At 58.9% G+C, this 24,377-nt stretch carries 21 protein-coding genes and 1 tRNA gene; 13 read left to right on the top strand and 9 right to left on the bottom strand.

The window, feature by feature from the left end:
• Positions 1-7 precede the first annotated feature (7 nt).
• A complete protein-coding gene (locus C0Z18_RS20600; protein WP_102647277.1) occupies positions 8-559 on the bottom strand; it encodes an Imm52 family immunity protein in 552 nt (183 codons plus the stop codon).
• An 804-nt stretch (positions 560-1,363) separates the two neighbouring features.
• On the opposite strand from C0Z18_RS20600, the gene C0Z18_RS20595 reads away from it, so the two are divergent.
• From C0Z18_RS20595 to C0Z18_RS20545, 11 genes are all read left to right on the top strand, one after another.
• Entirely contained in the window at positions 1,364-3,916 is a 2,553-nt protein-coding gene (locus C0Z18_RS20595) for a type VI secretion system Vgr family protein (RefSeq protein WP_102647276.1), read from the top strand.
• Between the two features lie 7 nt (positions 3,917-3,923).
• Positions 3,924-4,727 (top strand): DUF4123 domain-containing protein, encoded by an 804-nt coding sequence (locus C0Z18_RS20590; RefSeq protein WP_102647275.1) that lies wholly within the window; start codon positions 3,924-3,926, stop codon positions 4,725-4,727.
• Positions 4,728-4,763: 36 nt separating this feature from the next.
• Positions 4,764-7,343: a T6SS effector BTH_I2691 family protein gene (locus C0Z18_RS20585; RefSeq protein WP_102647274.1), complete on the top strand. Its 2,580-nt coding sequence runs from the start codon at positions 4,764-4,766 to the stop codon at positions 7,341-7,343.
• A gap of 114 nt (positions 7,344-7,457) precedes the next feature.
• Positions 7,458-8,327 (top strand): DUF6708 domain-containing protein, encoded by an 870-nt coding sequence (locus C0Z18_RS20580; protein WP_332888216.1) that lies wholly within the window; start codon positions 7,458-7,460, stop codon positions 8,325-8,327.
• Positions 8,328-8,522: 195 nt separating this feature from the next.
• The gene (locus C0Z18_RS20575) at positions 8,523-8,807 is read left to right on the top strand and encodes a PAAR domain-containing protein (RefSeq protein ID WP_102647299.1); all 285 of its coding nucleotides are present in this window, start codon (positions 8,523-8,525) and stop codon (positions 8,805-8,807) included.
• 53 nt (positions 8,808-8,860) lie between these two features.
• Complete coding sequence (locus C0Z18_RS20570; protein WP_102647272.1) at positions 8,861-9,832, top strand: DUF6708 domain-containing protein; 972 nt, start codon at positions 8,861-8,863, stop codon at positions 9,830-9,832.
• Positions 9,829-10,113 (top strand): PAAR domain-containing protein, encoded by a 285-nt coding sequence (locus tag C0Z18_RS20565; RefSeq protein WP_102647271.1) that lies wholly within the window; start codon positions 9,829-9,831, stop codon positions 10,111-10,113. Before C0Z18_RS20570 ends, C0Z18_RS20565 begins: the two co-directional genes overlap by 4 nt.
• A 226-nt stretch (positions 10,114-10,339) precedes the next feature.
• Positions 10,340-11,083 carry an H-NS family nucleoid-associated regulatory protein gene (locus tag C0Z18_RS33790; protein WP_102647270.1) on the top strand — a complete coding sequence of 248 codons (744 nt, stop codon included), beginning with the start codon at positions 10,340-10,342 and terminating at the stop codon, positions 11,081-11,083.
• A 389-nt stretch (positions 11,084-11,472) separates the two neighbouring features.
• Positions 11,473-11,727 (top strand): hypothetical protein, encoded by a 255-nt coding sequence (locus tag C0Z18_RS20555; RefSeq protein ID WP_146014056.1) that lies wholly within the window; start codon positions 11,473-11,475, stop codon positions 11,725-11,727.
• Positions 11,724-12,443 carry a hypothetical protein gene (locus C0Z18_RS32755; protein ID WP_146014055.1) on the top strand — a complete coding sequence of 240 codons (720 nt, stop codon included), beginning with the start codon at positions 11,724-11,726 and terminating at the stop codon, positions 12,441-12,443. Before C0Z18_RS20555 ends, C0Z18_RS32755 begins: the two co-directional genes overlap by 4 nt.
• 276 nt (positions 12,444-12,719) lie before the next feature.
• Positions 12,720-13,142: a hypothetical protein gene (locus C0Z18_RS20545; RefSeq protein ID WP_102647267.1), complete on the top strand. Its 423-nt coding sequence runs from the start codon at positions 12,720-12,722 to the stop codon at positions 13,140-13,142.
• Positions 13,143-13,759: 617 nt separating this feature from the next.
• Here the strand turns inward: C0Z18_RS20545 and C0Z18_RS20540 are convergent.
• Both C0Z18_RS20540 and C0Z18_RS20535 read right to left on the bottom strand, forming a co-directional pair.
• Positions 13,760-14,272: a hypothetical protein gene (locus C0Z18_RS20540; RefSeq protein ID WP_146014054.1), complete on the bottom strand. Its 513-nt coding sequence runs from the start codon at positions 14,270-14,272 to the stop codon at positions 13,760-13,762.
• 90 nt (positions 14,273-14,362) lie between these two features.
• Positions 14,363-14,974, bottom strand: a complete 612-nt coding sequence (locus C0Z18_RS20535; protein WP_102647265.1) for a hypothetical protein — start codon at positions 14,972-14,974, stop codon at positions 14,363-14,365.
• 521 nt (positions 14,975-15,495) lie between these two features.
• Here C0Z18_RS20535 and C0Z18_RS20525 point away from each other — a divergent pair.
• Complete coding sequence (locus C0Z18_RS20525) at positions 15,496-15,843, top strand: helix-turn-helix domain-containing protein (RefSeq protein ID WP_102647263.1); 348 nt, start codon at positions 15,496-15,498, stop codon at positions 15,841-15,843.
• Between the two features lie 132 nt (positions 15,844-15,975).
• Here C0Z18_RS20525 and C0Z18_RS20520 read toward each other — a convergent pair whose 3' ends face one another.
• From C0Z18_RS20520 to C0Z18_RS20495, 6 genes are all read right to left on the bottom strand, one after another.
• On the bottom strand, positions 15,976-16,206 hold the full coding sequence (locus C0Z18_RS20520) for a hypothetical protein (RefSeq protein WP_102647262.1): 231 nt from the start codon (positions 16,204-16,206) through the stop codon (positions 15,976-15,978).
• A gap of 228 nt (positions 16,207-16,434) precedes the next feature.
• A complete protein-coding gene (locus C0Z18_RS20515) occupies positions 16,435-18,339 on the bottom strand; it encodes a site-specific integrase (RefSeq protein ID WP_102647298.1) in 1,905 nt (634 codons plus the stop codon).
• A 180-nt stretch (positions 18,340-18,519) separates the two neighbouring features.
• Positions 18,520-18,596 (bottom strand) — tRNA-Met (locus tag C0Z18_RS20510).
• A gap of 97 nt (positions 18,597-18,693) precedes the next feature.
• Positions 18,694-20,352, bottom strand: a complete 1,659-nt coding sequence (locus C0Z18_RS20505; protein ID WP_102647261.1) for an MFS transporter — start codon at positions 20,350-20,352, stop codon at positions 18,694-18,696.
• A gap of 243 nt (positions 20,353-20,595) precedes the next feature.
• A complete protein-coding gene (locus C0Z18_RS20500; protein WP_102647260.1) occupies positions 20,596-22,089 on the bottom strand; it encodes a sensor histidine kinase in 1,494 nt (497 codons plus the stop codon).
• A gap of 112 nt (positions 22,090-22,201) precedes the next feature.
• Positions 22,202-22,990, bottom strand: coding sequence for a response regulator transcription factor (locus C0Z18_RS20495; protein WP_102647259.1), 789 nt, complete (start codon positions 22,988-22,990; stop codon positions 22,202-22,204).
• 306 nt (positions 22,991-23,296) lie between these two features.
• Here C0Z18_RS20495 and recA point away from each other — a divergent pair, with 306 nt between their 5' ends.
• The gene (recA, locus tag C0Z18_RS20490) at positions 23,297-24,370 is read left to right on the top strand and encodes a recombinase RecA (protein ID WP_102647258.1); all 1,074 of its coding nucleotides are present in this window, start codon (positions 23,297-23,299) and stop codon (positions 24,368-24,370) included.
• Positions 24,371-24,377 lie beyond the last annotated feature (7 nt).

Here is a 24,377-nt window from a genome sequence, read left to right as displayed (position 1 = left end):
ATAACGGTCACCGCTCCATGAACTGTGGCACAAAGCCTTGGTCTACGAGTCTTACTTCGATAGCGTTTGCGAGCCTGATATGGTCGGGGTTGTCGGCCGAAAACGTTTCATCTGTGACGCTGACGATAACAGTGCCCTTTCTCTTCTTGCCATCCATTACGGGTACGAGCGCGCCAGCTTTCGGCACTTGGTCGACCGTCAACGTTTGGGGTAAATAGAGCATCCATGCAACCCCGAGGCGATGCTCGAAGACCTGTTGTTGCGAGAAGTACTTGTAGGGTCCCACCTGGATGCTTGAAGCGGGCCAGATGGAAGTAACATCGGCGACAATCTGCGCAACTGTATCCGACTCTTGCAGCCCGGGGATACCGTCCGGGTCCAACTCGCATGTGCATAAGCCGCCGACGGTCGGCATGTCCGTGAACACGATACCGCCATCGTCTTCGATACCGTTCCATGCCCCAAGGCTCCGGAGGCCCGGGTAGGTCTCCCCCTTTGCTGTTGCCATTGCCACAGCTGCAGCGGTTGGTCCAGCCGAGTTGAATGACTTATTCAACATGGAAGCTTTCGGAGTCTCGGCAGGCGGGTACTGACTCAGCTAACAGGTAGCGCATGCCTCGCGCGCCGTTTCGTGATGACGAGTAATCCGCGTACTCGATGCACTACATCCATTCGGACTTTGTCGCGCCCAAAAACGCTTCCAAAATTCGGGTCACGATGGGGCGTGCCCGCGCTCGGTAAAAGGGAAGGTGAACGGAGAAGAATCCGAGGATGTCCGAGCGCTTCTGAGGGTCCTGCTAGGATATTTTGCCGTCGAAGCTCCAGCTCGTGGTCATTTCGCCCTCGACATCGAGCAGTTCAGTTGCGGTACCGCGCCCGACAAGTGGGTCATCTAACCGAGCGAGGCGAAGGACGGCGCCGACCGATACACGCGATTTCGGGGCCTAACCGCAAACGAATTCGCGCAACAAATTGTCGCCGAGTGCGAGGCCAAAACTGGTTGCTCAGTCGAGACTTTGGTGCATGCCTCTCGCAGGGCCCTTCCTTACCACGAGCGGTACGGCGGAGCCGCAATGCGAAGGTTCGCACATGCACCGCTTTCGATTCATGCCTCAAAGCATTTTGGGGATGACTTCTCTTGAAACTTGGGAGAATGGAGTTGTAAGCCATCTTCAAGTAAAAAGTGCTTGATTCGACATGACCATTAAATGAACACGCTTTCATTCGGTATAAATTTCCGAGGAGGCGGTCGGCGGCTTTGGGATTGTTTGGAAACAAGCTATGTCACTGTAAATGCTTGGATTTTTAACTTATGATTCCCCTCTTTTAATTTGCCTGTGCAGTTTGAGAGGGGTTAATCGATATGGGTAGGTCCGCTCGCTCACTCATGCTCGAGACCGGAATCGAGCAAGCTAACAGAGCGCTGATATTGGAGTCTCCGTTGGGGTCCCAGGTGCTCTTACCACAGCGAGTCGTGGGCGAGTCGCGTATCGGGCGCGAGTTCGACATGACGGTCGACGTTGTGTCCCGCGAGCGAGCTATCGAGTTGAAGAAACTGATGGCGAAGTCCGTCACGTTATGGGTCCGCCAGCGTGACAACACCTACCTTCCCTATCACGGGTTCGTTTTCGCGACGAGAAAACTCGGTTCCGATGGGGGCATGACTTACTACCAGCTTTCGTTCTCGTCGTGGATGCGATTCTTACAGCATCGGAAGGACGCGAGAATCTTCCAAAACCGCACGACAGCGGACATTCTGGCCCAGGTATTTGAAGGCCACTCCCATGCGCGCGGGCACTACCGATTCGATTTGCATGGTCGCGGCGCGACGCATTCGTACTGCACGCAGTACGACAGCGACCACAATTTCGTCCATCGACTGATGGAGTCCGAGGGATGGTTCACGTACCTAGAGCAGGCAGAGGACGGGAAGTCGCATACGGTCGTCATCACCGACGACATGTTCCGCTTCAAACCGCTTGACACGCAGGACGTCGCTTTTTACCGCGCTGACAGGAGAACTGGCGCCGATGCTCTCGTGGAATGGAGCAGCGAGCGCATTCTCCAAAGCGTTGCCTACGGTATGCGCACGCCCGACTACAAGAGGCCGAGTTGGCCGAAGGAACGGTCGGGTAAATCGACGGACGAGCACGGCGACGTTCCTAGTGAACTTGAGGTCTACGAGTACGCCGGGCACTACAGCTTCCCTCCGGCAGAGGGGGGAAATGACCGGGGCTCGCTCGCGGTCCAGTACCGCCTTGAAGAGTATGAGTCGCGAACCAAGCGCTTCTTTGGCGTAGGAAGCGTGCTATGCATGGATGCGGGGCGGTGGTTCCACCTGAAGAACCATCCCGAACACGACTCGGATAAAGCACAAGACCAGGAATTCGCCACTATCGCGGTCGCGTGGTGCATTCAAAACAATCTGCCCTTGGGCAACAGTCGTCCGTTTCCGCACAGCTTGCAACGCCAAATGGCGCGCGTGAGAGCTGAATACAAGGACATGCAGTCGCTGTTCACGTCCAGAGACGAGAACGGCAACGAAAGCTTTTTCCTGGTCGAAATCGAGGCGCAACGCAGACGAGTACCGTATCGCAGTCCCTTCGAGCACACGAAGCCCGTTATGCATATGCAGACGGCCACCGTTGTTGGTCCCGCGAACGAAGAGATATTCACCGACGAACTGAATCGCGTGAAGGTTCAGATGCATTGGGACCGGCTCGGAAGCAACGACCAGTCGTCCTCATGCTGGATGCGGGTCGTCTCGCCGAATGCTGGGGGCGGATTCGGCGGCGTCTTCGTGCCTCGAGTCGGCCACGAGGTCGCAATTGATTACGTCGACGGCGATTGCGACCGTCCGGTTATCACGGGAGTGCTGTTCAACGGGCTCAACACGCCTCACTGGCATACGAATGGCCTGCTATCGGGTTTCAAGTCGAAGGAATACGGCGGACGAGGCTTTAGCCAGTTGGTTTTTGACGACTCGACGGGGCAAAATCGCGCGCAAATTTATAGTTCGACGGCCAATTCGTACCTGCACATCGGGTACCTCATTGACCACACCGGTAATACTCGCGGGAGCTATCTCGGCACGGGCTTTGACCTTAAGACCGACTCTTGGGGAACGTTACGGGCAGGACAAGGGCTTTACGTTTCGACCTACGCGCGGGGCGGCACATCTAGCCAACTGCTCGACGTCAATGAGGCCACTCAGCATCTAATCGACTCCGGCGGCGTCATTCAGCGGCGGTCGCTCGCAGCGGTCGACGCGAAAGCGGAAGGACTCGACGCAGCGCAAGGCGCTATCAAAGACTTCGCGTCGGCCACACAAAGCCAGGTTCAAGGTAGCCAGAGCGGCGGTCGCACGGCGGGCGGCGGTACCGGCGCAGCCAACGGTTTCTCGCAGCCCATCATGCTGCTAGCCAGCCCTGCGGGTATGGGCTTGTCGACTCAGCAGTCGCTGCATGCGGCGGCGACCGAACACGTCAATATCGTGAGTGGTTCGAGCACCTACATCTCGACCGCGAAATCATGGATTGCGAGCGTCGGCGAGAAGTTGAGCTTCTTCGTGCAGAACGCTGGAATAAAGTTGTTCGCAGGCAAGGGCAAGGTCGAGGTGCAAGCGCAGTCGGACAACATTGAAATCACGGCGGATAAGACGGTCAAGGTTGTTTCTACCGCCGATGCAGTGGACGTGATGGCGAAAAAGGAAATCACGCTTAGAGCCGGCGGCGCAACCATCCGGCTCTCGGGGGGAAATATTTACGTGCACGCGCCAGGGACGGTCGAGGTCAAGGGGGCGCAGCATGTCTTCGACGGGCCCGCTAGCGAGAATGCTTCCGCACAACTTGCACCGGCCAAGTCGTGCGCCCAGCAGATGGGCGCTGCTGCGCAGTCCGGCGCCGCACTCGTATAGGCCACCAATGGTTCATTACGTCATCGTTGAACCCCTCAACGGGAAGCTGGAGCTTTCCGATATTCCGGCGGTCTATCCCGTCGGCGAACTCGTGCCGGAAGAGAGACCGGAATTGGCCGGTAATGCACCGGTTCTTCATTGCGCCGAACATCCCGACGAACAACTGCCGACGCTGCGCGAGCGAGCTGAGCATGCTCTCACCTCGCGAGCACCGCCTGTTATCTGCGCCATCGTTGAGTGCGACAAGGCGACGCATCGGCTGCATGCCCATCTTTCAACTCGCCTGGCGCTGCCAAAGCATGATGGCGGGACGGCGATTTTCCGCTTCTATGACCCCCGTGTTTTCGCGCACCTCCGATGGATACTGAAACACGAGCAGTTGGGAGCGCTGATGGGCCCGGTCAGACGGTGGACCTATCTGGACCGTCAGGATGGATGGGTGACGGTGGAGGGCGCGAAGGTCCCGAGTGATGACTTTGCGCTGACTAGCGCACAGTACGCACAAGTGGGCCGCATCGAGGTCATCGAGCGTGCGCTCGAGACGCTACGCAGCAATGGTGCGGCAATCAAGCCCGATATGCCCTCGCTGATTGACGCCCAACTGGCGAAGGGGGAGACATACGGCCTGTCCGGTGGCGACCTGCTCGCTTTCGCCCTTCATGGCACCGTCGTCTCTCCATATTTCGACCGCCATCCGCGAGTGCAGGCCGTGCTGCAGCAACCGGAAAAGCAACCGTACGCGGAAACCGTCGCGCGTTGGGCGCAGCCCGACTGGGAAGCCATTGCGCGAGAGAGCATTCGGTACCAATGACCGCCGCGACGTCCAAAATGTGAATCGAAAAAGAAAATGGCCTACGACTTCGACTTCTCGAGTATCAGTCAACTGACCACATCGGCGTTGCAAGCGCCAACGCGTGAGTCTGGCAGCTGCAACATGTGCAAGAAAAAGGGTCTTCCCATCTTGCCGGTCCGTTACTCCGCATTCGCCGACACCAAGGCTCATAGTGCGTCCGGCGCGGTGCGGCTCATGGGCGGCAAATTCGGCGATGGCGTGATGAGCGTCGCATTGAAAAGGGCGAAGTACACGCTGCGCACGCTACGTTACGGGTACGTCTACGTGTTCTATCCGAAGACTGGCCGCTGGCAGGCGTATGCCGTTACGGCAGAAGGGAATCTGTACGAATTCCCGCCAGATATGAACATCGACCGTAGCCTAGAGCAGCCGTTTCACTGTAAGCAAGCAGGACACGCCCAGCTCGCGCAGTGCATAACCATCGAGGATGCGCAAAAGGCTGGTGTCGTCTACATCGCCTTCAGCGACGAGCGGTGGACGAAGAAGGTTCGTGACGCTTACGCGACAAACATCATGGGCTGCCGCGACAAACGGATGCAAAAATTCGACGCGGCAGGTTGGTTCAACGGAAACACAAAGCAGCCTCATGCTGACAATGTGACGAACGTTGCGGGCCTTCTGTGCGAGTACAAGGGAAGTCCACCGGACGCCTTGACGACTGCCTGTTTCGTATATCACGACCGCTCAGGGCAAGGACCAGACCTCAAGAAGGCGATGGACTCCATTACGCCCGACAAGGGGCTGATGTTTGCATTGTGGGACCCGGCCGGCATCACGCAGGAATTGAATTTTGAGCAACGGGCAGCGTTTGGCGCTGTCCTGGCGCCCTATGGCCACGGCATTTGGACGGCTAGCGCAATCGACGCGATGCGGAAATCCATCATCGCCTCAGCCAACGAAGACGTGGAAAGTGGCGCTCGTCTGATGGAGTTCGGTGCCTATGACGGACTAGGCAACTCCGCTGTATTCGATGGAGGTAAGCTACTCGAAAAGCAGCTGAAAAGCATCGAGGAGATGAAGAAGGCGGACCTCGTATCCGCCGGCACCGACGCATGGAGGCCATATACATATCACTACCGACCGACCGCGATTACCGATTTTCAAAGCCAGATGGCTGATGCGTTGAAGCAAGAGCAAACGAATACGCTTGTCCCTCTATCGCAGGACCATCAGGCATGGCTAACCAGTTCAGCGCTACTGGACGTCTTTCAGTTCGATTATGAGGCCGGAGATTGTCGCAGCGGTGTCGGTTACACAAACCTGCTTGCTAGTTGCATTGAAGGTGCGGCCGACCGCGCAGAGGCGGTCGATGTGCTTGTCAAATGGGCGAAAGGCGATGTCACAGACACTCGCAACCCGCTGCTGCGTGGGTTGGTCTTGAACCACCCGATACTAGCCGACAAGGTTAAAGAGGCGGCAAGCTATAGCTACAGCGACCCGTTACGAGAATTTGTTGCCAAGCTCATCGAGTCCTATAGTAAGGTGACCGAAGTCGCGAAACACGCAGACCACGGCATTGCACGCGCACTGTCCGGTTCATTCGCAAACCTCTTGCAAGAGGCGGGTGGCCCGATTGTCGAAACAGTAACTCAGAATGTGGATGCGGCGGCGGCAAAAGTCATCTACGCGGCAATGTGCATGCGAACGGGAAAAGCATTCGAGTGCAGGCCGGTGTATGGCTCACCCGCACAGTGGGTCAGTTACATCGCTCGGCAAATGCAGGTGATGTTGCCTGGACGACAGCAAGCCGATGTACAAGACCTGCAAAAAGGGCTACAAGAAAAGGCCGCACCCGCCGGCGAAACCGATTGGGAGGTCAAGGCGAAGCAGTTCGTTCCGGTCGAGACCCTTCCGGACGAAGCAGCCGCTATGGTCGGCATCAAAGTAGGCCCTGGAACGTCGACAAAAATGGCAGCAGCGACGCTGACGCCAGAAGTCGTCGAAAAGATTTATATGCCGAAGTTTCGGCTTTTTGCCCGAGGGGAGCCAGCTTATGCTGGCATTGGAGCAATATTCAACGCTATCAACTTGCGCCTTGCTCGCGCCGAGTTGAAAAAATCGAATAGCTTCAACGGAACCGAGAACGACATCAAATTCAAAAATGCGTGTGCGGGGCTTGTGGCAAGCGTCGCACAATACAGTTCGGCGACGATTGAGCAACTCGAGAAGGGCGGCATTAGGATTTCAGAGGGATTGCTGAAATGGGGTGGTCGCTTTCAGTTCGTGGGGATGTATGGCGGCGCAATCGTTGGGCTCGTTGCGGCCGCCATCGACGGATATCATGCGTACGACGAAGTCAAACATGGTAACGTGCTGCTGGCCGGTTTATACACGCTGTCAATGGGCGTAGGGATTGCGTTGGCGGTGACTGTATTTCTTCCCGCTGCAACCGCAGCCATCGTGGCCCTGCCGTTGCTTATCCTTGCGGCAGCGATAGGGGTGGCCATTAGCTACTTCAAGCAGCGAGAAGTCTACGAGTGGCTCGAGCAGTGTTATTTCGGAAAAAAGGCCCCAGAAGAGAGATTTCAGACTCTGGACGAGGACTGCAAAGCGCTCGTTGCGGTAGTCTCCTAGTGGAGTGAAGAGATGGCATTCGACGGACTGTCGTGGTATAGGCTTAATCGGCCAGTAACTGAGCGGGAGAGCGCTGCGCGCCTCTCGACCACAAAGTCGTGTTCCGAGACGGCGATGGATGGCGATACGGTCTTTTCGATGAGCGACGCCTGCCTAGAAGCTTCAGACGGCAACTACCGGGACAAGGGGCGAGGGCTTGTCATCTTCGCATTGCCGGGAATGGGGGCTTTCGCAGCTACTGCATTCGTGTTGTGGGTGATACTTTCTCCGCCGGAAGCGGTGAGGGAGCATGGGCAATCCGGCTACGTGTTGCCGGTGTTCGGTCCACTATTGCTGTTCATGCTTTGCCTATGCGCGGTTTGTGTGTGGGCGCTGACGAGAGCGTGCTTCGGCTACACGCGAAACCCCGTGCGCTTTAACCGCGCCAATAGAATGGTGTACGTATTCCGGCATAACGGCTCAGGAGGTGTCCTATCGGTCCCGTGGGACAAGGCGTTTTTCTACGTCGAAAGAGGGTCAAGGGCGGGGCTAACAAGAACTGCGCCGTACGTCGTTCGCTGTCTTGTGCTGGATGACAATGGAAAAGTCGTCGATACATTTTCGGTGGGACGGCGATTTGTGCTCGCAACGGATGAGAACAGCCCTCTTGGTCAGAGAGTGATGGGCCAGCTCTATGGCTGCTTTGAATACTACAGACGGTTCATGGAAGAAGGGCCGACCGCCGTACCACCAGTGACGCAGTATCTCGATACCAAAGTGTCATTGCGGAACTCGCTGAAGCTACAGTTCGAGGACGCGCCCGACATCGTCAAGTCAGGTCATCCTGCATTGTGGTTGCTTCTACTCGTCACTGCGCTTCCGAGTTTTATCGAGGGAACAACGCACTACATTGCCCAGCTGACCTGCCGGGAACCCCGCTGGCCGGAAGACGTCGAGCGCGCGTGCAATTCGTCGGCGACAGTGGCGCAGGGAGTTGCATCGTAAGCCGCTGTGACGATGGAGACGCGTCAAGCTCCTATGTAGAGTCCTACCAGCCGGAAAACAGAGAAATACGCGAGCCCCAACATGCCCGAGCCGCGTTGTTGTGACGGCAAAGAACCAAGGCGTTTTGGAACTCGGTGGCGGCTCGCTGGATGAACGCGCCGAGGACCCCCGATGCTGCTGAAACAAGAGATTGAAATGAAGCGACGATTCATCCGCAAAGGCGACACCACAGACCGAAACGGTGTTGTCATCGACGGCGTTGCACAGTCGATGTTCCAAGGCGAGCCCCTGGCTTATTTGGGCGCCTCGGTGCAATGTCCTGCCTGTGGGATGCAGGGGGTAATCATCAGCGACGGCTCGCCGCGCACTATGACCGTAATGGGAAAGCAGGTGGCTCTCGAGAACGACCTTTGCCAGTGCAAATGCGACCCGCTACCGAAGCTTATCGCATCACAGGCCATGGGTTCCATCACGACATAGTCTAGATTCGCTTCACCCAAGCCTTGAGAGCGCGTCCTTGTGGTGCAGAAAAAATGGCATTTGATGGACTATCTTGGTATCGGATGAACAGGCCGGTCGCAGAAGAGGAAGTGGCCGCGCGTCTTCAGACGTCCGAGTCGTGCTCTGATGCGCCCAAGGATGGCAACACTGTCTTTTCGATGAGCAACGCTTACCTTGAGGTTTCGGATGCCAACTTCAGGGAAAAGGGTTGGGGTCTCCTGGGATTCCTGTTGCCGGGCAGCTTCTCGTTAGCAGGCACCGCTGGCATATTGCGGATGATGACCCACATCCCGCCCGTGTACGAAGAGCGCGGACAACTGGGAATCATTCACGGACTCCTTGGCTTCTTTTTGGTGGTCATGCTTTGCCTGCTCGGGGTGGGTATCTGGGGCCTGACGCGTGACTGCTTCAACTACACGCGAAAGCCTATTCGTTTCAACCGACTGAATCAAACGGTGTATGTGTTTCGTCACAACGGCCCTGGTGGCGTACTGTCGATACCCTGGGACAAAGCGTTCTTCTACGTCGAGCGCAAACCACGCGCGGGGCTCGCACGGACCGCTCCGCGTCTCATCCGATGCCTTGTTCTGGACGGCAATGGACAAGTCGTTGATACGTTCTCGGTCGGACGGCGTGTCGTGCTGACTGCTGAGGAAACCAGTGCGGCAGGCCAGCAAGTAATGGATTTGCTCTATGGAAATTTTGAATTCTATCGGCGGTTTATGAAGGATGGTCCGTCATCTGTGCCTCCGGTGACCGAGTTTTTAAGCACGAAAATATCGTTCCGGAATTCCTTGAAGATGCAGTTTCAGGACGTCCCCGACATCATTCAGTCTCGAAATCCAGCATTTTTGTTGCTACTCGCCGTGACAGCACTTCCTAGCCTCATTCAAGCGACAGTGCACTACCTAGCGCAACTGACCTGCCGTGAGCCCGTGTGGCCCGAAGACGTCGAGCGCGCGTGCAATTCCTCCCGGAAGCAGGCAACAGGAGTCGCTTCGTGAATCGCCGATTCATTCGAAAGGGAGACAAGACGGACCGTGACGGAGTCGTCAAGGATGGTATCGGAAATTCGTCACTACAGGGCCAGCCCCTGGCCTATCTAGGAGCTCCAGTGGACTGCCCTGCGTGTGGTGCGGAGTGCGTCATCATCACTGACGGCTCGCCGCGCACGATGACGGTGATGGGCAAGCAAGTCGCCCTAGAGAACGACCTCTGCCAGTGCAAATGCGACCCGTTGCCGAAGCTCATCGCGTCACAGGCGCTTGGCTCGATAGCAACGTAATCGCCGCTACCCCGGGTCCGTGACCCATGTCGGGCGCGGCCTGCATGTGTCCGATAAGTAGAGTCGCCCGAAGGCGGCTCTAGCGTCGGAGCAGCGCGCCCGCAGTGTCCATTCAAAGCCGACACCGTAGGATTCGCGCGCCTAGTATCTGAGCGCCTCGATTCAGGTGGGAAAACAATTGCGGCCGTGGCATAGTGCATCGAAATCGTTTTCTTGAGAGGAACCCATGCCGACCTTGGAAGCAATCCAAGCAAAAATTCAGCGGTTGCAGGAACAAGCCGAAGCAATGAAAGCAAAGCAAGCCTCGGTGGTGCTCGGTCGTATCGCCGAGCTTATGAGTAAGAATGGGATTTCGGTGGAGGACATCGAGGCCTACGTCGGCAACAATAAAGATGGAGCAATACGCGGTAAGCCTGCCACCACGCAAACCTCATCCGTCGCTGCGAAATACCAGGACCCAAAGAGTGGCGCGACATGGAGCGGGCGTGGACGGGCTCCGAGTTGGATAGCGAATGCAAAGAATCGCGACCGCTTTCTTGTCGATGGAAATGTAGCGGGTATGCCGGCGTCTGCCGGCGACAAGGCTAAAAGCAAAGGCAACTACGTTCGAGGGCAGCAGCCCGCCAAGTACCGTGACCCGAAGACCGGCGCTACGTGGTCAGGTCGCGGTCGCGCGCCGGCGTGGATTGCGAATGCGAAGGACCGAGCGAAGTTTTCGATTGTAGCCGACGAGAACGCTGGGGCGGCCGTTGGGACGACGTTACCGAAGTCGAAAAGCAAGGCATCAGCGACTGCGACACTGCGTGTTCGAAAGGGACCGCCAAAGGGCAAGCAGCCAGCCAAATATCTCAATCCGGAAACCGGAGCAACTTGGAGTGGGCGCGGTCCGGCGCCTGCATGGCTCGCTGCGGCCGATGACCGCTCGAAGTTCTTAATCGATGCTGCTGCTATTGATGCGCCGACCGCCTGACGGATATAACTTGGCCAAGGCTGTCGAGCACTAGTCCCCCCTGGGTAAGGGGGCGACCTCTCGCTAGGTGATTACGGAGGCACGTACCAAAGGAGCAAGCTTCCGGTCCAACGGCGTTTCGCGACACGCAAGCCGACGGCTCACTTTTCGAGGGTTGCGGGATTGCGGCTCCCGTAGCGGCCGTCGAGTCGTGGTCCGTCGGTTAGTCGACTGCCCCGGGCATCGCCAACTATTTTTCTTGACGACATTTACCGTCGTCGGTTACCTTTTAAGCGTTCGCACTTCTTCGCGAGCTCTGTTACCTCGCTGCTGTCAGCGAATCCACATAAAGTTCCGAGCGACCTTGTCGCCGGCCGATGGATTCGTTCGCGCACAGCGCCGAGGTACACATGAAGCAGAGTTCCGCATCCAGCAGCAGAAAATCCCGTCGTCGTAATCTCTCGAGCGCCCCTGGCCGCAAGGTCATCTGGGCGAGCCACCCATTTCTCGGCCGCCTCGGCACGTACATCGGCATTGCCCTCGAAGCGTACCATCTGTCGGTGGCGGTGCACACGCCCGCTGGTCCACGGTGGGTACCGGCCGACGAAGCGCTTTCCGCTGCCGAGGCGGGCGCTTGGGCCGCGTCGGGATTCAACCGCACATGACACAGGCGCCGAGCCTCGCGGCATCGCTGCCCCAGGAAGCGGCTTGCCGGGCTGTCGGGACTGCCGGTGTCGTCGCGCCGGCCGTGGTCACGCACGTCCGCATCAAGCTTTGCGTTCCTATTGCGCTGTCGCGCCCGGCAACGCCCTCTCATTCCAATCGAAAACTTGAAAACGCGCTCCTGCCGGCCGTCGGCGGGAACTATCGCTCGAACCGAAGTGCATCCGCCGAGTTGCTATACGGTTCATACAGGCCAACTTTGAGGAAACTAGACATGCTGAAATTGACGTTCTTCCGGAACTGCCAGAACGTTTGGATTGGCGAACTGCTGTTGGACGAGGTCAGGTTGCTGGCGACGAGTCATCCGGCGACGATTGCTGCCGCCATCTTCGCCATGGACGAGTACAGCGTGCGTGTCGAAACGGAGAAAGGCAGCTTCGACATTGACTTCCCGCTGGACATGGCGGAGCTCCCTTCGTGGCTGCCAATCATGCTCGACGCCGAGATGGCTCAATGGATGTGCTCGCTGTACACCTTCTCGCAGTTCGACTTCGTCAAGCCTCACCCGTTGGACACGCGGGCGGACATTCATTTCCGTACGGCAATCCATCACCTCCCGTCGGAGCTTGTGAAGGTCCGCCCTACCAAGCCGGAGCCGAAGAGCTTCAAGAAGGAATTGAAGAATCGGAATAAGTACATTTACTACCCATGGTGCTAGAGTTGGTGCGCCCACTTCGGTGACGCGCGACTTCGACGTGATTCACGAAGCCCGTGCCGATGACTCGGCCGGGCTTTGTTCTCGTACCGTTGTTCGTCCCGTGATTCGGCGAGCGGCATGCGTGACAGGCATTCTGGCGAGCTAAAAAGGACCAATGATTCCGAGTCGATGTTGTGCGGGTACCTCGCCGACGACGGCGACCAACACCTACGCGACTTGCGCCGTTGCGAGCGCAGGGTAGGCAGGAACGCTCGGCGTCCGTAAGATATTGAGAACATGAAGAGCACCACAAAACTAATCAGCGTCGACATCGCGTTCCTGTACCAACTGGCGGGCATGACAGTCGATGACGAAACGCCTGCCGACCTACAGACGAAGGCGTTCTCCGCGTACCGGGCCGCGCACAAGGCAGTTGCAGCCGACTATGGAAAGAGGGCGTCGGCTCGAAAAGCGGACGGTTCATCTGCGTACCGCCTCGAAGCGATTGCTGGCTTGGCCGAGCCTCGAGACGGAGCCAAGGTCTTCGCCCTTTGGTTTTCAAGTGCTGAAGACTTTTCCCGTGATACGCGCGTTGAATTGACCGCTTTGTGCGGGCGGTGCATTTTCGATGCCGCATACGACCATGGCATCTCCAGCTATTTTATGGGGGCCCGTCAGGTGCGAAGGCTCGAAACAGAAGAATGGGCCGATATCTTGTAGCCCACGTTCAGCACAGCACCCCGTGATTCGCAAAGCGCGCGCCAGTAGCATGGCCGGGCTTTGTTCTCATCTAGATGTAGTGCGTCTGTTCTATTGCATCCATGTATGGCCGGACGTGTCGAAGCTGCTCGGGCCGTTGAGCATCGGGCAACCTGTTGATGGGTTTATCCAGACGGTCTCGGCGGCAGGCGAGCCGTAGGAGGGTGAGGGAGACGATAATTCCGCCTCGACTGTCGCCGATGTATGCGGGGGTCGTGACCCACCCAACCAATCGTCATCCGATGAACTCGTTTGCAGACCTGGCGAATGGCGGTTGGGAGCGACCACCGATGCTGTCGGTAGTCGCCCCAGGCAAATTGAGCAGAACTTACCCAAGGCTGCGATTGCGTAGCCCGCATGCAGCAGTGCGCTTGCATGGTATAGGCTGCCGAGCTGTGCTAGGAAGTTTGATTCTGCTAGGTCATCCAGGCGAAAGTAGGCACTCACGAAAAGAAATACTGCAGTGGTAGCCTCCAGTAGTAGAAGTCGAAGTAGCGCCTTTCGCATCGCGTAACGCATGGTCCCTCCTTTAAAGTCGAAGAAGCGCACGGTGTGTCCGGGTTTCCCAAACAAACGAGTTACTTAGCCACACTCGCACTGGTATCCGTCGTTGACGTTGTCACGGCTTGGACGCTTTGAACTGCATCGGTGTTTGCCGATGTCTCCCCGGCGGCCTTGCCGAATGCCACCGTGATGTCATCGGGGTACGCGTATTCCGCTCCGGTAGCATGGTCGATGGGTGCCGCAATGGCCGAGCCGATAAGTCCGAACATGATGAGATTGCCGGCGACGAATGCGCCCTTACGTGTTGACGACTTGACCGTTGTTGTCGCGTCTGCTTCCCCATCCTTTATGCACTTGATGTTCAACTCGTCTTTTGCACGATGTACGTTTACCTTGCCGGGTGTCGTAACCTTGTAAGTACCCCTCGAGTTGGAGAGAACGCAATCTGCTCCTGCGACGTCCGCCGTTTCCTTTTGTGTCTTCACCGACACCGTTTGTGTGGTTCCACCCGTTACCGTCGCGCAACCAGTGGTCAGCACCACGAGGCACATGGAGGCGGTCAGAGCCGTAATTCGCCCGTGTTTCATATGGTCTTATCCCTTTTAGAGAGTCTTATATTCAGTATTTCGCTCTAATTCATTACATGCACGACATATGGGGTTCGTCATCCGTTAGCGTTATGCAGTGAGGCTACGGATACGTCGACGCGCCGAAAGCAGCAGGCAGGCAACTCCAGTCGCTAGGCACGCAAACCCATACGGCAAAACGTGATAACGAATGCCGGAAATGGATATCAGCTCCCGCTGTTGGTCGGTTGCAAGTCTGTTTGTAACTGCAGAAAAATCGCGCCCGTAACTAGACACAAAAAGAAGCGTCTTCTGCTCGATGCCGAATTTAGTGCTGAGATATTGAAGAAACGCGTCCTGATTCGTTGCAGTCGAAAAACCAAAAGCTACCTCGTTTTCGAGATGCCAATCTCTCCACTGGTAGAGCACAAAGATGGAGTAACCGACCAGTATGATTCCCGCCCAGGATGCCGCTTGCAGCATAAGCCGTGCTTTGGAAGGTGATAGGCCAAAGTGCGCGACGTACGCTACCGAAGCTGCGGCAATATAGAGCCACGCAAGCTCATCGGGGTATCCACTCAGGGAGACAGTGGATAGACAGGTTGCCTGTGTTAAGGGGAGATTTAACGCTGCAATAAGCAATGCGATGCCACTGACAAAGAGGAAGTTCTCTGTCGTTCGATGCTTGGCATCTAGTTGCAGAAATTCTGGAATCTTAACCATGGGTTGATAGGCCGGAATGAGTGGAAATGAAGGCAACAAAAGAAAAAATCTGGCCGAAGCCGTGCGTGTCTGCGCGGAATCGAACCAGATTTTTCTGTCTGTGGGAACGTAGCGAAATGCGTCAGTGGACGGAGACCTTGTCCATCTGCGATTGGTCGCCAGCAATTTTCCGCTGCCCAAGCTGCACGACCTGAGCATGCGACGCCGATGCGGTGTCGCGGACCGAAGTCTCGTTGACCCGATGGTCCGTGGTTCCGACTGGCCCGTCGGCGACAGTTTGCTCGACCCCGGTCAGCCCGCCGGAGCTCCCGCTGAGCGCGGATGGAGCAGTTGCGGAACCCCTCGTGTCATTCATTCTTTCCCCGTCTGTTTGTTTTTGGCCGGCGCCGCGCGCTACGAGTACTGAGCGCGCCGCTGATGCCGATATATACACAGTATGTCTTATAACCATATTCTATGACGTTACGTAGCTCGGGCGCTAGTACCACACTGCATGTCGTTTTGCGACAACAGACGTGGACATGGCGACACAGACGGCCGGGGTGGCCAAGAGGCTGGGAAAGAAGATTGCGCGGGAACGGGTTGCCCGCGAGCTGACCCAGGAGCGGCTCGCGGAACTGCTCGGCGTCGAACAGGAGACCATCAGTCGTTTCGAGCGCGGCCTCACGCTGCCGCCGCTGCCTCGGCTGATTCAGCTGGCAGATGTCTTCGAGTTGCCGCTCGAGGTGCTGCTGCGCGGGACGACTAATCGCGCGGCCGATGAGGCCGCAGACATCGCGGACATGCTTGCAAAGCTGGGCGATAGCGACCGAGACCTTATCCGGCGATGGGTGACGGAGATGTGCGAGCGTCTGTCGCGGAAGCGGTAGGGAGGGGTATGGCTAGTCCGGTAGAGGAGGACATGGATGTCGCCCGACTGTCCAGCCCGCATCTCATCTCGGACGGAAGGTCCGAGTTGCCATGAAAAAAGCCGCTTCTGCGAACAGAAGCGGCGCTGGAAATCATTTCTCTGGTGCGCGCGCGATGTCGAGCAGCTCGTGCCCCACCGGTTCCTCCTTGGAGCCCTTGATGTAGTCGGGGACGTCGTCTTCGTCGACTGGAAACAGCCAAACCAGTCGCGAGTCTGGGTACGCGAGCTCGGTGCCCTTCCTGGCTAGGTGGAAGTTCTCGGCGACGCAAAAAATCGTCTCGCTCGCTATGTTATTGTGTGCAATCAGGGCTTTGAAGTACATGGGTCCTCGTCGTTGCGTTGTCCTTGAGCGGGGTGCTCAAGACGTATAGCAACGAGTCCCGGCAGGTGCTCGAAACCGGTGCGACTCCGCGCATAAGCCACTTCTAGCCGGTTGGTCGTGCAACGCTCCATTTAGCGCGACCGCGTCCGCCAACGATGCGTACAAGTCATCTAATCGTCGGTGGGCGCGGGCAGCGATGGTTGTGAAGCTGCGCGCAGCAGCCTCCTTTCACGTTCTAAGTCGGGGCTTTTTGAGTGGCGGTGCTTTGGGTGAGCGTGCGACGCTCGAAAAATCCGGTGTACGTCGTTGGAACTCCGCCCAGGTAGGAAAGCCCGATGGGAGCCGATGCATGACCCTGTCAAGCTGTGCCACGGCCTCAAGCAGCGGCTTGGCCGGATACCAGCGTGCGCCATAGTAGATTTCGCCGGCGTTCTTATTGCGGTGGTCTCCTTCCCTATGCCCGACGAGGGCATCTCGGACCTCCTGTGCAATACCGGCCTCACGGGCTTCGTCAATTATCGTATGCCGGAGGCTATAGGTAACGTATTGCCCGTCCATGATGCCCAGCGTCACTTTCCGATAATCCCCCAGCCCGTTTAGCACGTACAATGCCCGTTTTCCGGGTTTTTCGGTAGGGACCTTCATGGGCAACAGCCATTGACCGCGCGGGACGCTTCGTACGTAGTCGGCGAAACCCAGGTCAAGGAGCACCTGGGGCACGGGAAAGCGTCGAAGACTGACGCCAGTCTTGAGGGGCCGTGCGAGCCCGCCCACTCCAGGAGTGTCGGAAAAGATATATATCCAACTCGCGTCACCATGACCTGCAAGCAAGCGGGCTTCCGTGGTGCCGTCTTCGGCTAGCACGATGTCATCGCGCATCAGGAACGCAAGTTCCAAGGGGCGTGCGCCGGTGAATCTGAACAGCAGGGGAAACCAGTACGCAACGGGTGGCGGCAGGCGCCGGTCGAAGCCGGGCCCGTCATAGAGTGGTCCCGAGAAGAAAGAGTCCATGACGGATGCGGGCAGAGGGCTTCGTGCTTCCTTGTTGCCCTTGCTTTTCTCCGCTGTGGTGCCACGCAGCTGCAGGCTCGTGAGCTTGAAAGAGAACGGATTCACGTCTGTCATGCCATTGTCGATGGCGACCGCGAACAGTGTTGACATGGCGCTGCGGTACTTTTGTAGCGTCTTGCGCTGAACGCCCTGGTTGTTGGCCACATGCTCAAGCCAGCACCGGCCGATTTGACGTTCGCGCGTCAGTGCGGCGAGTATCTCAAGCGGTGCGCGTTCTAGCGGCGCGTCCAGGGCGAAGCGGGCGAACCGCTCGGCAAACGCACGGTATTCGTTGTCGGTCTTGCCTTCACCGGCGCGGGTTCGTTGATTCGACCACTTGGTGAAGGCGTCGAGCAGGGTGGGGCCCTGCTTTACTCGGTCTTCTTCGTCAAATGGACCGTCCGGCTTGGGTGGCGTCGGACGAAACTTGCTGCCCGATAGCCGGCCGAGACTGAGTTCGAGCGCCTCAATGTCGGCCGCCGCGAGGCGGAAGAGGAAGTCGTTGCGCTCCGCGCATTCCGGGTGCAGCAAGATGCCCGTCACCTCGCCCAGCTCAGACATCTTGTCTTCGACCCAGGATTCCGGGAGCTGCATGCGGCGCATGGCTCCCTTCAGTTCCGCGAGCTCATTTTTCAGGTCCTGCTCGAACTCATCGAGCTCGTTAAACGACGTCTCTTCGCCCGTGCTTTGGCGTTCCTCGTCGTTGGCCGCTATGGAGGGAACTTGGACGTCGTGAGCTTCCGCGCTGCGGTACACCCAGCTGTCGACAAAGTTGTCCAGCAGCCTGCGCTGGCGGGCGGTCAGGTATTTGTATGTAACGGGCGGGATATAGTTGTCGTCGATGGCGGGACCATCTGCGCGAGCCGATTCTTCCAGGCTCTGGCGCAACTGGAGCCATGTGGCAAGCGCCTGATGGTAGCGCTCCATCGCCGCCTGGTAGGTCGGCCCCAGTGTTTCCTTGAATTCGCGTCGCCTCGGCTTTGTATAGGCCCGGAGGCGTAGCGGGATGACGACCCGGAAAACCCAGCCACTCCGGTCTTTGGGTTGATGCAGGTAGGGATGTTTGGCCACGTCTTTTTCCATGAAGGGCATGGTAAGAGCGCGGGCGGTTTTGTACCAGCGCTTTGTACCAGGATTGAACCGTTGTACAAAGCGCTCGTGGCGGAGAGGTAACTGTAAATCCTTTAAAATCAAGGATTTACATTTTCTTTTCGAGAAAAGAAAAAGCCGCTGAACCTTGCGGAACAGCGGCTTTTTTACAACTGGTGGCGAATCAGGGATTCGAACCCCGGACCTGCGGATTATGATTCCGTCGCTCTAACCGACTGAGCTAATTCGCCGAAGAAGATCGATTATGGTGAAGGCGGGCCGGGCTGTCAAGTCCTTTCTGCTGCGGCCCATAAAAACCGTGGCCGCCCAACCCGCCCGTTCCCTACCTCAGTCCTGCGCGTAGATGTTCGAGTCCTTGGTTTCCTTGACGAACAGCATCCCGATCACGAACGTACCCAGTGCGATCGCCACCGGATACCAGAGCCCGGAGTAGATGTTCCCCCGCGCCGCGACGATGGCGAACGCAGTGGCCGGCAAGAACCCGCCGAACCAGCCGTTGCCGATGTGATAGGGCAGCGACATCGACGTATACCGAATCCGCGTCGGGAACATCTCGACGAGCATCGCCGCGATCGGCCCGTACACCATCGTCACGTAGATCACGAGCACCGCCAAAATCGCCACGGTCATCGGCCAATTCAATTGCGACGGATCGGCTTTCGCCGGGTAGCCCGCGCTCTTGAGCGTTCCCGAAAGCGTCTTGGTGAATACCGCTCCTTTCTCCTTCGCGTCGGCGGCCTTGCCGTCATAGGTGTCGATGACCGTATCGCCGACCTTGATCTGGGCCATCGTCCCAGCCGGCGCTGCGACGTTCGAATAGTTCAGGCCCGACTTGGCCAGCGCGCTCTTGGCGATATCGCATGAGCTCGTGAACTTCGACGTACCCACCGGGTTGAACTGGAACGAGCATTCGTCGGGGTTGGCGATGACCACGATCGGTGCTCTCTGCTCGGCGGCTTCGAGCGTCGGGTTCGCGTAGTGCGTCAGTGCCTTGAACAGCGGGAAGTACGTCACGGCGGCGATCAAGCAACCGACCATGATCACCGGTTTGCGCCCGATCCGGTCCGACAGCGAGCCGAAGAACACGAAAAACGGCGTGCCGATGAGCAAAGCGAGCGCGATCAGGATGTTCGCGCTTGTGCCATCCACCTTCAGCGTTTGCGTGAGGAAGAACAGCGCATAGAACTGACCCGTGTACCAGACCACCGCTTGGCCGGCCGTCAGGCCGATCAACGCGACGATCACGACCTTCAGGTTTTTCCATTGGCCAAAGGCTTCCGTGAGCGGCGCCTTCGACGTCTTGCCCTCCGCCTTGATCCGCTCGAACGCCGGCGACTCGCTCAGTTGCAGGCGAATCCAGACCGAAACGGCCAGCAAAATCAGCGAAGCGACGAACGGAATGCGCCAGCCCCAGGCGCCGAACGATTCTTCGCCCATCGCCGTGCGCACACCCAGAATCACGAGCAGCGAGAGGAACAGCCCGAGCGTGGCCGTCGTTTGAATCCAAGACGTGTAATAGCCGCGGCGGTTAGCCGGCGCATGCTCCGCGACGTACGTGGCCGCGCCGCCGTACTCGCCGCCGAGTGCCAAGCCCTGCAGCAGCCGCATGGCGATGAAGATCACGGGCGACGCGAAACCGATCGAGGCGTAGCCCGGCAGGAACCCGACGATGAACGTCGAGAGACCCATGATCATGATCGTGATCAGGAACGTGTATTTACGGCCGACCATGTCGCCGAGCCGCCCGAACACGAGCGCGCCGAACGGACGCACCGCGAAGCCCGCGGCAAAGCCGAGCAGCGTGAAGATGAATGCGGCGGTCGGATTGATCCCGGAGAAAAAGCTCTTGCTGATGTAAGCCGCGAGCGAGCCCGCTAGATAAAAGTCGTACCACTCGAACACGGTGCCGAGCGACGACGCGAAGATCACGCGTTTCTCGTCGCTGGTCATCGGCGCGTGCGAAACCTGCCCGCCAAGGGTTGCCATCGTTCGTCTCCAATAATTTTGATAATGCGTTCGCAGGCGGCGACAGTCCTTGCCCACCCGTGGAAGATTATTGGAACGAAAACTTACGGCCTACTGACGCCGATGGTGTATCCACTGGATATTCCCTGAAAGAGCGAATGTCGGCTTCATGATCGCTTCTTGCGGCAAAAACTCGCAAAATAGATGCAAGTTCGCTGTGGCGTCGATTTGATGGCCGGAAAAATGCGTGGCCGGGCACCCCTCTCAGGGTAAGTTCGGGGTCTCTTCCGAAATCGGCAGGCTGATGCGCACGAGCGTGCCCGCAAGACGAGGCGATTCTTGATAAACGTGGTCGTCGATCGTGAGCGTGCCGCCGTGCATCACGGCAATCTCGCGTACGATCGCAAGACCGAGGCCGCTGCCGTCGCCTTCTCGCCCAAGGATTCGATAAAACCGCTCCACCACCTTCGGCCGTTCGGCCGCCGCGATACCCGGGCCGGTGTCTTCGACTTCGATCAGGACGTGGCCGATCTCCCGCCGTGGACGCACGCGCACGGTAATGCGGCCGCCGGCCGGCGTGTAGCGGATCGCGTTATCGATGACGTTCGACAGCATTTCCCGCAGCATGATGGGGTTGCCGTCGACGAAAACCGGCTCATCGGGGCCCTCGTAGCCCAAATCCATCTGCTTGGCGAGCGCCGCCCGCACCCAGTCGCGCACGGCAAGCCGGGCGAGATGCGCGACTTCGACGTGCGTGAACACCTGGCCGGAACTGCGATTCTCGGCGCGCGCGAGCGCCAGCAGTTGCGTGACGAGGCGGGCGGCCTGATCGGCGCCGGTCGCGATCTGCTCGAGCGAGCGGCGAACGTCGGGCGAGACGTCGTCGCGCAGGGCGAGTTCGGCCTGCGTGTGCAACCCGGCGAGCGGAGTCTTCATTTGATGCGCCGCGTCGGCGATGAAGCGCTTTTGCAGTTCGACGTTTTGTGCGAGGCGGGTCAGCAAATCGTTGAACGAGGTGACGAGCGGCTCGATCTCGGGCGGCGCGCTCGAGGCCTCGAGCGGCGAAAGGTCGTCCGGCCGGCGCGCGCGTAAGTTCGCCTGCAGCGTCGTCAGCGGCGCGAGCCCGCGCGACAATCCGAACCACACGAGTACGATCGCCAACGGCAAGATCACGAACTGCGGCAGGATCACGCCTTTGATGATCTCGTTGGCGAGCGCGCTGCGTTTGTCGAACGTCTCGCCCACTTGCACGAGCACCGGCTGCTCGTTGCCGCCGTTCGGCGCAAGGGCCACCGTCGTATAGGCGATGCGGATGTCGTTGCCCGCGAGCGTCGCGTCGCGAAATTCCACGAGGCCGGGCTGCGGCCGGTCGTCGTCGTTCGGCAACGGCATGTCGGGCACGCCGGCCACGAGCTCGCCACGCGTGCCGATCACTTGATAGAAGACCTTATCGACATTGTCGCCGGTCAAGAAATCGCGAGCGGCCTCGGGCAGCGTCAACGCGGCCACGCCGTTTACCGGGTGGATCTGCCGGGCGAGCACGTAGGCGTCCGTTTCGAGGCCGCGGTCGAACGGGCCGTTGGCGATCGTTTTGGCGACGAGATAGGTGACGGCGATGCTCATCGGCCAGAGCAGCAACAGCGGCGCGAGCATCCAATCGAGAATTTCACCGAACAGGGAACGAGGCCGGGTAGGGGGCGCCGGCTCGCTTTCGTCGGGCGGGGCGAACGGATTGGCCGCGTCGGCCTCGGCGCGCATCGTCGCGCTGGAGGGCGAGAGCAACGTAGGTGGCGCGCTCTGGTCGGACGGGGGCGAGTCGGACGCGTGCGGCACGCCGTCGTTCGCGGAAGCGGGGGAAGCCACGGCGGGCCTACTTGGGCCGGGCGTTCGCGGCAACGTCGGCTGACGGGGGTGGAACGGGCACGTTCGTCACGGGCTCGGCCGGTGTGTTCGTGGCGCTGGGGCTCGCGCTGGCAGGCGCGGCGCAATTGGTCGCGGGTTTCTCCAGACAATAGCCTAGACCCCGTACGGTGATGATGCGCACGCCGCTCGGCTCGATTTTCTTGCGCAGGCGATGAACGTACACCTCGATCGCGTTATTGCTGACTTCCTCGCCCCACTCGCACAGGTGATCGACGAGTTGTTCCTTGGAGACGAGGCGCCCGATGCGCTGCAAGAGGATCTCCAGCACGCCAAGCTCGCGCGCCGACAGTTCGAGCACCTGATCGTTGACCGACGCCACGCGCCCCACCTGGTCGTACGCGAGCGAGCCGTGCCGTACGAGGGCGGGGCCGCCGCCGCTGCCGCGCCGCGTCAGCGCGCGCACGCGCGCCTCGAGTTCGTTTAGATGAAACGGCTTGCTCATGTAATCGTCGGCGCCGAGGTCGAGCGCTTTCACGCGCTCGTCGACGCTGTCGACGGCCGTCAGAATCAGTACCGGCAAGGCCGAGTTGCGCGCGCGCAGCCGACGCAGCACTTCCAGCCCGGACATGCGCGGCAGGCCGAGATCGAGAATGAGAAGGTCGAACGTCTGCATGGAGAGCGCGGCGTCGGCCTCGTTCCCGCTCTTCACGTGATCGACGGCATAGCCCGATCGGCGGAGTGATCGGACGAGGCCGTCCGCGAGTATGCTGTCGTCTTCGGCAATGAGTATTCGCATGATGCACCGCACGGCAGGCCGGCGCTTTCGGGCCGGTGTCGGGCGGGTGTCTCCGGTGGTCTTGTGGAACCGACGCGGGAAGCGGCTTCGCGAGGCGCCGCTCCGATACTTCGTTGCCGCAACGCAAATTCGCCCGCATCGGGCTTGCAAAGAACCCTGTTTTTTTATACAGTATCTGCGTTTCGAGCGCCAGCCGGCGTATGGCAAAAAGCGGCCTCGGTTTGAACCGGGGTTGCGCAGTCATCGGCGCCTCATCGCCCGGCCCGCCCGCCGCAGATGCCCGCTCATCATAGCAAAGGACGATTCATGGAAGAAAGCAAGAAAGGCTCGGCTGGACTGACGGCTGAAAAGAGCAAGGCGCTGGCCGCCGCGCTCGCGCAGATCGAGAAGCAGTTCGGCAAAGGGTCGGTCATGCGGCTCGGCGACGGCGAGGTGGTCGAGGACATCCAGGTCGTGTCGACGGGCTCGCTCGGTCTGGACATCGCACTGGGCGTGGGCGGCTTGCCGCGCGGCCGTGTGGTCGAGATCTACGGCCCGGAATCGTCGGGTAAAACCACGCTGACGCTGCAAGTCATCGCCGAAATGCAAAAGATCGGCGGCACCGCTGCGTTTATCGATGCCGAACACGCGCTCGACATCCAATACGCGCAGAAGCTCGGTGTGAACGTGAGCGATCTGCTGGTGTCGCAACCGGACACGGGCGAGCAAGCACTCGAAATCGCCGATGCGCTCGTGCGCTCGGGCTCGATCGACATGATCGTGATCGACTCGGTCGCAGCGCTCGTGCCGAAGGCCGAAATCGAAGGCGAGATGGGCGATTCGCTGCCGGGCTTGCAGGCACGGCTGATGTCGCAGGCGCTGCGTAAGCTCACGGGCACGATCAAGCGTACGAACTGCCTCGTCATCTTCATCAACCAGATTCGGATGAAGATCGGCGTCATGTTCGGCAACCCGGAAACCACCACGGGCGGTAACGCGCTGAAGTTCTACGCGTCGGTGCGGCTCGATATCCGCCGGATCGGCTCGATCAAGAAGAACGACGAAGTGATCGGCAACGAAACGCGCGTGAAGGTCGTCAAGAACAAGGTGTCGCCCCCGTTCCGCGAAGCGATCTTCGACATCCTCTACGGCGAGGGTATTTCGCGTCAGGGCGAAATCATCGACCTCGGCGTGCAAGCGAAGATCGTCGACAAGGCGGGCGCCTGGTATAGCTACAGCGGAGAACGGATCGGCCAAGGTAAGGACAACGCGCGTGAGTTCCTGCGCGAGAATCCCGAAATGGCGCGCGAGATCGAGAACAAGATCCGCGAATCGCTCGGCGTCAATGCGATGCCGGCCAGTACCGGTAGCGACGTCGAAGTAGCGGACGAAGAAGAGTAAGCCGCTC

The organism is Trinickia dabaoshanensis (assembly GCF_002879885.1).
Classification (GTDB): Bacteria; Pseudomonadota; Gammaproteobacteria; order Burkholderiales; family Burkholderiaceae; genus Trinickia; species Trinickia dabaoshanensis.
Note: the sequence above shows the minus strand (reverse complement) of the source record. Positions and strands in the feature narration are given on the sequence as shown.